Annotated in this window: 3 protein-coding genes; all 3 read left to right on the top strand. The window is 73.3% G+C overall.

The features are described from left to right. Nucleotides 1-30: 30 nt before the first annotated feature. From NWFMUON74_RS22435 to NWFMUON74_RS22445, 3 genes are read left to right on the top strand one after another with little or no spacing between them, the layout of a single operon-like run. Nucleotides 31-5,316 carry a type I polyketide synthase gene (locus NWFMUON74_RS22435; protein ID WP_187683798.1) on the top strand — a complete coding sequence of 1,762 codons (5,286 nt, stop codon included), beginning with the start codon at nucleotides 31-33 and terminating at the stop codon, nucleotides 5,314-5,316. Beyond that, a complete protein-coding gene (locus NWFMUON74_RS22440) occupies nucleotides 5,313-12,029 on the top strand; it encodes a type I polyketide synthase (protein WP_187683799.1) in 6,717 nt (2,238 codons plus the stop codon). Before NWFMUON74_RS22435 ends, NWFMUON74_RS22440 begins: the two co-directional genes overlap by 4 nt. A 38-nt stretch (nucleotides 12,030-12,067) precedes the next feature. After that, nucleotides 12,068-13,330, top strand: coding sequence for an FAD-dependent oxidoreductase (locus NWFMUON74_RS22445; RefSeq protein ID WP_187683800.1), 1,263 nt, complete (start codon nucleotides 12,068-12,070; stop codon nucleotides 13,328-13,330). Nucleotides 13,331-13,455 lie beyond the last annotated feature (125 nt).

A 13,455-nucleotide genomic window follows, 5' to 3' on the forward strand; every position in this document is an offset into this window, starting at 1 on the left:
GTCCACGCACCGTCCGGGAGGAGTCCTCCGATGACCGACGAAGCCACCCTGCGCGATTACCTCAGGCGCGCGACCACCGCCCTGCTGGAGTCCCGCGCGCACCTGCACCGGCTGGAGGCCGCGCAGCGCGAGCCGATCGCGGTCGTGGGGATCGGCTGCCGGTATCCCGGCGGTATCGGCTCGCCGCAGCAGCTGTGGGATTTCGTGGCCGCCGGGCGCGACGCGGTGCGGCCCTTCCCGCCCGACCGGGGCTGGCATCCGGAGTCGCTGCTCGGCGATGACCCCGACCGGCCCGGCACCATCACCGCCGCGGGCGGCGGATTCCTCGACACCCCTTTCGATTTCGACGCCGAGTTCTTCGGCATCTCGCCGCGCGAGGCGCTCGCCACCGATCCCCAGCAGCGGTTGCTACTGGAGGTGGCGTGGGAGGCGTTCGAGCACGCGGGGCTGGATCCGGAAGCCTTGCGCCACACCGACTGTGGCGTGTTCGTCGGGGCGATGTACCACGACTACGCCAGCCGCCTGCGCACGGTCCCCGGTGAACTGGAGGCGCAGCTGGGCACCGGCAGTGCCGCGGGCGTGCTGTCCGGCCGCATCGCCTACAGCTTCGGATTCACCGGGCCCGCGGTGACCGTCGACACCGCCTGTTCGTCGTCGCTGGTGGCGGTGCATCAGGCCGTGCAGGCGCTGCGCGCCGGCGAATGCGGGCTGGCGCTGGCCGGCGGGGTGACGGTGATGTCGACACCCGCCAGCTTCCTGGAGTTCAGCCGACAGCGCGGGCTGGCCCGCGACGGCCGCTGCAAGCCCTACGCCGCCGCGGCCGACGGCACCGGTTTCGCCGAGGGCGTGGGAGTGCTCGTGCTGGAACGGCTTTCCGACGCCCAGCGCCGCGGCCATCCGGTGTGGGGGCTGCTGCGCGGGTCCGCGGTGAACTCCGACGGCGACTCCACCGGGTTGACCGTGCCCAGCGGTGCCGCGCAGGCGCGGGTGATCCGGCAGGCGCTGGCCGCTGCGGGTGCGACGCCCGGCGATATCGACGCGGTCGAGGGGCACGGCACCGGCACCACGCTCGGTGATCCGATCGAGGTGCGGGCGCTGCTCGAGGTGTTCGGCGACCGCGACGGCGACCCGCTGTGGCTGGGCTCGGTGAAGTCGAACCTCGGGCACACCCAGGGCGCGGCCGGAGTGGCCGGAGTGATCAAGATGATCATGGCCATGCGGCACGGAATGCTCCCTGCCACATTGCATCTCGACGAACCCACGCCGCACGTGGACTGGACGACGGGCGCGGTGCGGCCGTTGCGCGAGGCGCACGACTGGCCCGACACCGGCCGTCCGCGCCGGGCCGGTGTGTCGTCGTTCGGGATCAGCGGCACCAACGCGCACGTCGTCGTGGAACAGCCGCCGCTGCCCGAGCCAGCGGCGCTCACCGCGCCGATTCCGTTGCCGCCGTTGACGACCTGGCTGCTGTCGGCCCGCTCCGACGCCGCGCTGGCGGGTCAGGCCGCCGAGCTGGCCCGCCACGTCCGTGCCCACCCCGACGTCCCGGCCGCGGAGATCGGTCGGGCGCTGGAGACGGCCCGGACCCGTTTCGACCGTCGCGCCGTCGTTTTCGGTCACGATCGCGGCGAACTGCTGACCGCGCTGGACACCCTCGCCGCCGGGGGGCAGTCATCGGCCGTGGTGCGCGGCGGCGGGTCCGGCGGCCCGGTCCGCACGGCCGTCATGTTCCCCGGTCAGGGCGCCCAGCGCGTCGCGATGGGGCGGCAGCTGCATGTGTCGAACCCGGTGTACGCCAAGGCTTTCGACGAGGTGAGTGCGCAGTTCGCCGAGCATCTGGAGGCCGATCTCGCCGAGGTGGTCTTCGCCGAGCCGGGCAGCGCGGACGCGGAACTGCTGAACCGCACCAGTTTCACGCAGGCGGCGCTGTTCGCGGTGGAGGTCGCCCTGTACCGGCTGACCGAATCCCTGGGACTGCGACCGGATTTCCTCATCGGGCACTCCATCGGCGAACTCACCGCCGCCTACCTGGCCGGAGTGTGGCGGCTGCCCGACGCGGCGACGCTGGTCGCGGCGCGCGGGCGGCTGATGGACCGGCTGCCCGGCCGTGGCAGCATGATCGCGGTCGCCGCCGCGGAGCACAAGGTGACCCCGCTACTTGTCGGGCGCGAGCACGCGGTGTCGGTGGCGGCGATCAACGGGACGGCGGCGGTCGTGCTGTCCGGCGCGGACGCCGCGGTCGGCGAGATCGCGGCCACGCTGGAGACGCTGGGACGGCGCACCTCCCGGCTGCGGGTCGCGCATGCCTTCCACTCGCCGCTGGTCGAGCCCATGCTGGACGAGTTCGCGCAGGTGTGCCGGGGCGTCGAGTACCACGAGCCGTCGATCCCGATCATCTCCAATGTCACAGGCGCGCTGGCGGATCCGGCCCGGTTGCGCGATCCGCGGTACTGGGTCGACCAGGTGCGGCAGCCGGTGCGATTCTTCGACGGCCTGCGACGGCTGCGCGAGGACCACGATGTGCGGGTATTCGTGGAGGCCGGGCCCGGCAGCACACTGACCGCGCTGGCCCGGGAGGCGTTCGCGACCGACACCGCCGTCACGACCACACCGCTGCTGCCGAGCCGGCGCGCCGAACCCGAGGCGGTCGTCGCCGGACTCGCCGCCGCGCACACCGTGGGCACGCCGATCCGGTGGTATCCGGCGGCGGCCACCCCGCCGGTGCAGTTGCCCACCTACGCGTTCCAGCGCCGCCGCTACTGGCTCGATGCCGGGGACACCGTCGGCGCGGACCGCGAACGCACAGGTCACCCGCTGCTGGACCGCTGCCTCGCGCTGGCCGACGGCGGATACCTGTTCTCCGGCACCGTATCCGGTGACGTGGGACGGCTGTCGGACCATGTCGTGCACGGCGCCGCGCTGCTGCCCGCGACGGCCTTCCTCGACATGGCTCTGCTGGCCGCCGATCACGCCGGGCTCGACTACCTCGAGGAACTGACCCTGCTCGCCCCGCTGACCGTCCCCGACACCGGCGCGGCCGCCGTGCAACTGGCGATGGCCGCGGCCGATGCGAGCGGCCGCCGCACGGTCACGATCCATTCCCGCATCCCTGACGGCGATTGGGTCCGGCACGCCGAGGCCGTCGCGGCGGCGGCGCCGGACCACGGCACGCACCCCTCGCTGCACGGCTGGCCGCCGGAGAACGCCGAACCGGTCGACCTCGACACGCGGTATCGCGAGCTGACCGCGGCGGGTTACCACTACGGTCCGGCCTTCCGCGGTGCACGGGAACTGTACGCGCGCGACGACGAGCACTTCACCGCCGTCGCGGCTCCGGCGGGTGTGCGCACCGGCGGCTTCCGGATTCATCCGGCGGTGCTCGACGCCGCGCTGCATCCGCTCGCGGTCACCTCCGGACCGCTCCGGTTGCCGTTCTCCTGGCGCGGTATTCGCTACTTCGGTCCGGCCACCGGCACGATCCGGGCGCGGCTGACCGGCGGACCGGAGTCGGCCGTGCAGGTTTTCGACACCGCCGATCGCCCGGTGCTGTCGGTGGACGCCCTGGTGCTGCGGCCGGTCGAGATCGGCTCCGCCAACGCCGGGGACGGGCGCTACCGGCTGGGCTGGATCCGGCCCGCGCCCGGCGGCGGCAGCCTGTCGTGGTCCGAGCTGAACTGGTTCGAGCTGCCCGAATTCGACCCGACACCGACGGGGGTGCGGTCGGCGCTGGAGACGGTCCTGCACCGGATGCGCGCCTGGCTGCGCGAGACCGACACCGGAATGCTGGCGATCCGGACGCGCGGCGCGGTCGCGGTGGGTGGCGCCGCTGTCACCGATGCGGCCGCGGCGGCGGTGTGGGGGCTGGTGCGGTCGGCCCAGTCCGAGCATCCCGGCCGGTTCGTGCTGGTCGACTCCGACGGCAGCCCAGCGGGGCCGTTGCCCGCCGCCGAGCCCCAGATCGCCACGCGCGCAGGCGATGTGGTGGTCCCGCGATTGGTGCCCGCTTACGAACCCGCGACCGGCACGCCGTGGCGGGCGGAGGGCACCGTGCTGATCACGGGGGCGAGCGGGGTGCTCGCGGGTCTGGTGGCCAACCATCTGACCGTCCGCCACGGCGTGCGGCACCTGCTGCTGCTCAGCCGCGGTCCGATCGATGCGAATGCCCTCGGGTTGCCCGCCGACTGCACCGTGACCACCGCCGAATGCGATGTGTCCGACCGAGATTCGCTCGCCCGGGTGCTGGCCGGGATACCGGCGGAGCGGCCGCTCACGGCCGTGGTGCACGCCGCGGGCAGCGTCGACGACGGGCTGCTGGAGACGCTCACCCCGGACCAGTTCGAACGGGTGCTGCGCCCGAAGGTGGACGGCGCCTGGAATCTGCACGAACTCACCCGCGAACTGGACCTGTCGGCGTTCGTGCTGTTCTCGTCGGTCGCCGGGTTGATAGGCGCGGCCGGACAGGCCAACTACGCGGCCGCGAACGCCTGGCTGGAGGCGCTGGCGTGGCAGCGGCACACGCAAGGATTACCGGCCACCGCGCTGGCCTGGGGGTTGTGGGGCCGCAGCACCGGTGTGTCCGTTGCGCTCGGGGCGGCCGACCGGGCGCGGCTGGCCCGCTCGGGCATCCTGCCGCTGTCCGATGCGGAGGGGCTGGCCCTGTTCGACGGCGGATGCGCCGGAGACGACGCGGTCCCGGTGCTGGCCGCGCTGGACCGGACCCGGCTGGATCCGGCCGCCGCGCCGCCGCCACTGCGCGCTCTGGCCCGGCCGCGCCGCGAGTTCCGGCCCCGGCCCGAGCATCCGGCATCCGACATGCCGGATTTCCCAGCACGTTTCGCCTCGCTGCCGGGCACCGACCGGCAGGAGCTGGTGCACGACCTGGTACACGATCTGGTTGCCGCGGTGCTCGGGCACACCGGCGACCTGCCGACCACCGACCGCACCTTCACCGAGCTCGGGTTCGACTCGCTGACCGGAATGGAGCTGCGCACCCGGCTGGCGGCCGCCACCGGCCTGCGCCTGCCCGCGACCCTGGTGTTCGACCATCCCACACCGGACGCCCTCGCCGCGCACCTGCACACCAAACTGACCGCCGCCGCCGACGACGACGCCGACGCCGGCGCGGCACCCGTCCGGCGGCTGCCCGAGGCCGCGCCGGAAGCCGCCGACGACCCGGGCGGGGAGTCCGCATCGATCCTGCACATGGACGCCGCGGACCTGATCCGCATGGCGCACGGCGGCGCGTCGCGCTCGCACTCCACCGACTTCTGGACCGACGGCAACGACTTCTTCGACGACGACCAGGGGACGGCATGACCAACCCGAACGCCGAATTGACCGAGGCCCTGCGCGCCGCCCTGGTGGAGCGGGATCGGTTGCGGCGGGAGAACTCCCGGCTCGCCGAGCGGCTCGACGAACCGATCGCGGTGATCGGCATGAGCTGCCGCTTCCCCGGCGGCGTGCACGGCCCCGACCAGTGGTGGGAATTCCTGGCCGCCGGCGGCGACGGCATCACCGGCTTCCCCGAGGATCGCGGCTGGCGCGACGACGACCGCGCCGAGCGCGGCGACTACCCGAGAGTGGGCGGATTCCTCGATACCGCTTTGGATTTCGACCCGGACATGTTCGGGATCTCGCCGCGGGAGGCGCTGGCCACCGATCCGCAGCAGCGGCTGCTGCTGGAGGCGTCGTGGGAGGCGATCGAACACGCGCGCCTCGATCCGCTCGCACTGCGGGGGTCTCAGACGGCCGTGTTCGCGGGCGTGATGTATCACGACTACGCCGATCGGCTCGGCGCGGTGCCCGAACGCGTCGAGGGGCATCTGCGCACCGGCAGCCTCGGCAGTGTGGTGTCCGGGCGGGTCGCCTTCGCGCTGGGACTGCACGGCCCTGCGGTCACCATCGACACCGCGTGTTCCTCGTCGCTGGTGGCGATGCACCTCGCCGGGCACGCGCTGCGGCAGCGCGAATGCTCGCTGGCCCTGGCCGGTGGTGTGACGGTGATGTCGACACCGAAGGTGTTCGCCGAGTTCGCCCGGCAGGGCGGGCTCGCCCCGGACGGGCGCTGCAAGGCCTTCGGCGCGGGAGCCGACGGCACCGGCTGGTCGGAGGGCGTCGGGGTGCTCGTGCTGGAGCGGCTGTCGGACGCGCGGCGGCTCGGACACCGGGTCCTCGCGGTGCTGCGCGGTTCGGCGGTCAACTCCGACGGCGCCTCGAACGGTCTCACCGCACCCAACGGCCCCGCCCAGCAGCGAGTGATCCGGCAGGCGCTCGCGGCGGCGGCGCTGCGACCCGACGACATCGATATGGTGGAGGGCCACGGCACCGGCACCCGCCTGGGTGACCCGGTCGAAATCCAAGCCCTCCTCGACACCTACGGCCCCGGCCGGACCAGGCCCCTGTGGCTCGGCTCGGCCAAATCGAACGTAGGCCACACCCAGGCCGCCGCCGGAATGGCCGGAGTGATCAAAGCCGTCATGGCCATGAGCCACGGCACCATACCCCCCACCCTGCACGCGAAAACCCCCTCCCCCCACGTGGATTGGACCGAGGCCCCGCTCCACCTACCCACCACACCCCAACCCTGGCCCACCACCGGCCACCCCCGCCGCGCAGCCGTCTCCTCCTTCGGCATCAGCGGCACCAACGCCCACATAATCCTCGAGCAGCCCCCAGCCCACCAGCCCGCCCCGACCGGGATCCAGCCACCCGCCACCCGCCGCACCGCGGCACGTCCGGGCACGACACAGCCACACACCACCGAACAGCGCCCGACACAGCCGATCACGGTCCGCACCGAACGGCCTGCGGCGGGGCCACACATCACCGACCACGGCGCGACACGGCCGGGCATCACCGGCGAGACGGGGCCCGGGATGTCACCGCCGACCACCACACGAGGTGCGGTGGGGGCGATCACGCCGCGCGTTGCCGATCCAGGTGTGGCGCGGGCGGCCACGGTGGCGGACGGCGAAGGTGTCGGGGCGCAGGCGGGTCCGGTCGCGTGGCCGTTGTCGGGGCGGACCGAGGCGGGGTTGATCGGGCAGGCCGGTCGGTTGGCGGAGCACGTCGGGGGGCGGCCGGAGGTGGCGGCGGGCGATATCGGGTTCTCGCTGGCGACCACGCGGTCCCGGTTCGCGCGGCGGGCCGTGGTGCTGGGGCGGGACCGGGACGAGCTGATCGAGCGGCTGGGCGTGCTGGCCGCGGACGGGCGCTCGCCCGGGGTCGTGCGTGGGACGGCGCACCCGAAGGCCAAGACTGCCTTGCTGTTTCCCGGGCAAGGGTCGCAGCGGCCGGGTATGGGGCGTGAGCTGCACGCCCACTATCCGGTGTTCGCCGACGCCTTCGACGAGGTCGCCGGGCTGCTGGACCCGAAGCTGGAGCGTCCGGTGCGCGAGATCGCCTGGGCGCCCGCCGATCACCCCGACGCCGTCCTGCTGGATCGCACCGACTTCACTCAGGCCGCGCTGTTCACCGTCGAGGTCGCGCTCTACCGGCTGCTCGAATCCTGGGGCGTGGCACCGGATTTCCTGCTCGGCCATTCGATCGGCGAGGTGAGCGCGGCGTACCTGGCCGGGGTGTGGTCGCTGACCGACGCCGCGGCCCTGGTGGCCGCGCGCGGCCGGTTGATGCAGCGGCTGCCGTCCGGCGGCGCGATGCTGGCGGTCACCGCCGACGAACGCACCGCCGACGAACTCGTCGCCCCGTACGAGGGCCGGGTCGCCATCGCCGCCGTGAACGGCCCGGCGGCGCTGGTGATTTCCGGCGACGAACCCGCGATCGACGAGATCGCGTCCGCCGCCGAGGCCCGCGGCCACACCGCGAAGCGGCTCCGGGTGAGCCACGCCTTCCACTCCCCCCGCATGCGCCCGATGCTCGAGGATTTCGCCGACGTCTGCGCGGCACTGACCTACCGGCCGCCGCGACTGCCGATCATCTCCGATCTCACCGGGCTACCGGCCGATCCCGCCGCCGTGCGCACGCCGGATTACTGGGTGCGGCACGTCGCCGAGCCGGTGCGTTTCGCCGACGGCGTGCGCTGGCTCCGGGACACGGGCCGGGTCACCGTTTTCGCCGAGGTCGGCCCGGGTGCGGCACTGTCCTCACTGGTGGCGGGTGCCGACGACGACGCGGTGGTGACGCCGCTGCTGCGCCCCGACCGGCCCGAGCCGGAGGCGATCACGACCGCGGTGGCGGAGGCCTATGTCGCGGGCGCCGCGGTGGACTGGGCGGCCCTCGTCCCCGGCGCGCGCGTCGTCGACCTGCCGACGTACGCGTTCGCGCACCAACGTTTCTGGCTCGAGCACACTCCGCGCGCCGATGTCCGCGCCGCCGGGTTGACCGCCGCGGACCATCCACTGCTCGCGGCGGTCGTGGCGGCGCCCGACGGCGCGGCGACCGTCCTCACCGGCACGCTGTCCGTCCGGGACCAGCCGTGGCTGGCCGATCACCGGATCGGCGGCCAGGTGCTGGCCCCGGCAACGCTGTTCGTGGAGCTGGCATTGCGCGCTGCCGACGAGGTGGGCTCGCACGGTATCGCGGACCTGACGGTCGTGACGCCGCTCGTGCTCGCCGAGGAACCCGTGCGGGTCCAGGTGCGAGTGGAACCGCCGGGGGCCGAGGGCCGCCGCGCGTTCACAGTCCACGCCCGCGACGACAACGGACCGTGGACCACCCACGCCGAGGGCACGCTCGCCGAGGAGTCCTCGCGCGAGACGGCGCCGCGCCGCGTGGCGCAGGCCGCGGCGTGGCCACCGCCGGGAGCCGTCGCGCTCGCCCCCGAGGAGCTGTACCGGCGACTCGCGGACGCCGGACTGCGGTACGGCCCTGCCTTCCAGGGCATGCGGGAAGTGTGGCGCGACGGCTCGGATCTCTGTGCGCGCGTGGCGCTTTCCGAGAACATCGACACCGGTCGATTCGGACTGCACCCGGCCCTGCTCGACGCGGCTCTGCACGCGCTCGTGGCACTCGCCGACGCCGCCGTACCGGCTACCGGGCCACGGGACGGGCTCGGCGGCGACGCTCGGGTCCGCCTGCCGTTCTCCTGGCGCGGCATCGAACTCCCCGCCCGGGGCGCGACGGAACTCCGCGTCCGACTCTGCACCCCGGCACCGGACCGGATCACGCTCTCGGCCACCGACCCCGCGGGCGCACCCGTCATCACCGTCGACTCACTCGAACTACGCCAGGCCCCAGCCGTTTCCGTCACTCCAGCCGGTCCGCCGCTCTACGCGGTCCACTGGGGCCCGGCCTCCGAACCGAGCGGAGATCCGCTCCCGGTCGAGGTCCGCCTCGCCGGCACCGACCGTCCCCCTGCCTCTTCCGCGGCGGACGGGAACTCCGCTCGCGCGCAGCCCGGCGTGATCGTCCTACCGGCCGATGCCGACTCCGCCGAGCCGGTAGCCGCTACGGTCCGAAACCACGTGGCGCACACGCTCGCCCGGATGCAACGGCTGCTCGTGGACGAACCGGACACCACGCTGGTCGTCCTCACCCACGGCGCCGTCGCCACGGACCCGGCTCGCGAACGACCCGATCTCGCGGGTGCCGCGGTATGGGGCCTGGTACGCAGCGCCCAGGCCGAGTACCCGGACCGGATCGTGCTACTGGACGCCGACGGCGCGGCACCCGCCGTGCTCGGCACCACGCAGCTCACCCCGCTGATCGCCCGCGTCCTGGCCACCGGGGAACCGCAACTCGCAGTGCGCGACGGCGGACTCCTCGTCCCACGCCTGTCCCGCCTCGCCGCGCCCGCCGGCCCGGACCTGCTGCGCGGTGACCCGTGGCGGCTGGTCGTCACCGAGCCGGGCACGCTCGACACGGTGACCCTGCGACCAGCGGCGGAAACACCGAAACCCCTGGCACCGCACCAGGTTCGGGTCGCCATGCGCGCCGCCGGAGTGAATTTCCGGGACATCCTGATCGGGCTGGGCATGTACCCGGACCCGAACGCCGTGCTGGGCGGCGAGGGCGCGGGTACGGTGCTCGAAGTCGGTTCCCGGGTCACCGCGTTCGCGCCCGGAGACCGGGTGATGGGCCTGTTCGACGGCATCGGATCGACGGTCACCACCGATCACCGCCTGGTGGCCCGCATCCCCGACGGCTGGACCTACGCGCAGGCCGCCGCGGTCCCGGTCGTATTCCTCACCGCCTACTACGCGCTGGCCGATCTGGCCGGGCTCCGCGCCGGGGAATCGGTGCTGGTGCACGCGGCCGCCGGCGGCGTCGGCACCGCCGCGACCCAACTGGCAAGGCATTGGGGCGCGGAGGTTTTCGCCACGGCGAGTCCCGGCAAGTGGCAGGTGCTGCGAGAGCGCGGTCTCGACGCGGACCATCTCGCCAACTCCCGCACCCTCGAGTTCGAACAACACTTCCGCACCGTCACCGACGGCCGCGGCATGGACGTCGTCCTCGACTCGCTGGCCGGGGATTTCGTCGACGCGTCGCTGCGATTGCTACCCCGCGGCGGGCGGTTCGTGGAGATGGGCGTCACCGACGTGCGCGACCCGGAGACCGTCGCCGAACGCCACCCCGGTGTCAGCTACCACTCGTTCCTGATCAGCGAGGTCGATCCCGACCGCATCCGGGCCATGCTCACCGACCTCGTAACACTGTTCGACAGGCGCGTGCTGACCCCGCCACCGATCACCGGCTGGGACGTGCGCGACGCGGTGACCGCACTGCGCCACGTCGGCCAGGCACGGCACATCGGCAAGGTGGTTCTCACCTGCCCGCGCCCGCTGGACCCGGCGGGCACGGTGCTCATCACCGGCGGCACCGGCATGATCGGCGCGGCGGTGGCCCGCCACCTCGTGTCCCACTACGGCATCCGCCGCCTGCTCCTGACCAGCCGCGCGGGCGAAAACGCCCCCGGCGCCATGGAATTGGCGAAAGAACTGACCGCAGGCGACGCCCACGTGGAGATCGTGGCCTGCGATGTGACCGACCGCGCGGCCGTCGCACAGCTGCTGCGCCGGTTTCGCGCACCGCACCCGCTCACCGCCGTCGTGCATGCCGCGGGCACCGTCGACGACGCCCTGTTCGCCGGTCAATCCCCCGAGAAGCTGGCGCGAGTGCTGCGCCCGAAGGTCGACGCCGCCTGGCACCTGCACGAACTCACCCGCGCGCAGGATCTCGCGGCCTTCGTCGTGTTCTCCTCCGCGGCAGGCGTTCTCGGCACCCCGGGGCAAGCCAATTACGCGGCCGCCAACGGATTCCTCGACGCGCTGGCCTCCGTACGGCAGCACGACGGGCTGCCGGGCAGCTCGCTGGCGTGGGGGCTGTGGGCCGAGCAGAGCGCGGTGAGCGCACATCTCGGCGCCCGCGACCGCGCCCGCATGGAGCGCGGCGGCTTCCGCACCCTCACCACCGCCCAGGCATTGGGGTTGTTCGACGCCGCGATGCGCAGCAGCCTGCCGGTCACCGTCCCGATCCGCCTGGACACCGCCGCCGTCACCGATCCACCGCCGCTGCTGCGCGGGCTCGTGCGCCGCCGCCGCGCCGCCGCCACGGCCGCGCCCGAACCCGCCGACTTCGCCGCCCGCCTCGCCGGGCACACCGTCGAGGAGCAGCACCGCCTGCTGCTGGAGTTGCTGGCGCGGCATGTGGCCGCGGTTCTGGATCACGACCCCGGCCGGGCGTTCGACGGTCATCGTCGTTTCGCCGATCTCGGCTTCGACTCACTCACCACCGTGGAGCTGCGCAATCAGCTGCGCCGGTCGACCGGTGTGACGATCTCTCCCACCGCGATTTTCGACTATCCGACCCCGGCCGCGTTGGCCGAGCACCTACGCGGCCGCATGGATCCGCCCACGGCGGCCGCGGGCAATCTCGTCGCCGATCTGGAACGCGACCTGGACCGGGTGGCCGAATCCGACATTCCCCGCGCCGATCTGGAACGGCTCGCCGCCAAGCTGGCCGCGGCACTGCACCGCCACCAGCCCGACGCGACCGTCGACCTCATCGAAATAGCCGGGGACGACGAGATATTCGACCTCATCGACCGTCGCTCGGACGGACTGCGCACATGACACATCGGCCGATTCCACAGCGGGGACGGGGTTTTGCGATGACGAGCACGGACCGGTACGACGTGGTGGTGGCGGGGGGCGGCTCGGCGGGCGTGGCGGCCGCCGTCGGCGCCGCCCGCACCGGGGCGCGGACCCTGCTGATCGAGCGCGGCCCGTGCCTGGGCGGCGCCGCGACGCTCCGCAACGTACTGACCTACTGCGGGATCTACACCCGCGCCGACCCACCGCGCCAGGTGGTGTTCGGCGTCGCCGAGGAGGTGCTGCGCGGGCTGCGCCGCCTCGGCGCGGTCTCCGCACCGACCCGATTCACCTCTGTCGCCGTGGTATTCGACCCCGAGTCGGTGAAACTCGTCCTCGACCGGATCTGCCACGACGCCGGAGTAGACGTCCGGCTCGACAGCCAGCTCGTCGGCGCCGACCGCCACGGTGAGGTGATCGGCGCGGTCCACCTCGCCGATCATCAAGGCCTGCACACGATCCGGGCCGCCGCGTACGTCGACGCCACCGGCGAGGCGGACCTGGCGAACTTCGGCGGCGCCGCGGTCCGGTACGGCAACGGCGGTCTGGTCCAGAACGGCACGCTGGGTGTGCGGTTCGGCGGCATTCCGCGCGCGGCCGAGGTCACCCGCGAAACGCTCGCCACCGCCGTCGCCGCCGCCAAACTGCGTGGCGCACACGTGCTGGCCGAGCGCGGACTGGTTGCGCGCCTGCCGATCTCGGGCGACATCGTCACCTATGTGGTGGACGAGGGCTACGACGCCCGCGATGCGCGCGAGCTCACCCGCGCCCAGACACACGCTCGCGCCCAGGCCCAGGAGTACCTCGCCGTGCTGCGCACCCTCCCCGGTTGCGCGGACGCGCACATCGTCACGACCGGCCCGGAGATCGGCACCCGCGAATCACGCCATCTGCTCGGGCACTACCGGCTCAGCACCGACGAGGTGCTCGGGGCCGCCCGCCACGAGGAGGTGGTCGCGATGGGCGCCTGGCCGATCGAGTACCACCCCGGCCCGGGCGTAGTTCCGCAGTGGCAGTTCATCTCCGGCGACGCCCATTACGACATTCCCTTCGGCGTGGTCCGCAGCATCGACACCGCGAACCTCTTCGCCGCCGGGCGCACGGTCGACGCCGACCGCTACGCCGGCGCCTCCCTGCGTGTCATGGGCACCGCCTTCGCCACGGGCCACGCGGCGGGGATCGGCGCGGCCCTGCACGCGGCCGGGGCGGGGACGAGCGCGGCGCTCGTGCAACGCGAACTGCTCTGCCAAGGGGCGTATCTGGAGATTCCGCGCGCCGCCTGATCGGGTGGGCTCAGTCGGGGAACGAGGCGACGAAGGCGGCGGCGATCAGGGCGGCGCTGATCACGGCGATGACGGCGATGCTCCACATGGGGACTCTCTTCGGTTGGGTGCCAAGCGGATTCAAC

The organism is Nocardia wallacei (genome assembly GCF_014466955.1).
Lineage (GTDB): Bacteria > Actinomycetota > Actinomycetes > Mycobacteriales > Mycobacteriaceae > Nocardia > Nocardia wallacei.

Coding starts and splice junctions, on each gene's coding strand:
- NWFMUON74_RS22445 (WP_187683800.1), top strand. CDS start 12,068: ATGACGAGCACGGACCGGTACGACGTGGTGGTGGCGGGGGGCGGCTCG.
- NWFMUON74_RS22435 (WP_187683798.1), top strand. CDS start 31: ATGACCGACGAAGCCACCCTGCGCGATTACCTCAGGCGCGCGACCACC.
- NWFMUON74_RS22440 (WP_187683799.1), top strand. CDS start 5,313: ATGACCAACCCGAACGCCGAATTGACCGAGGCCCTGCGCGCCGCCCTG.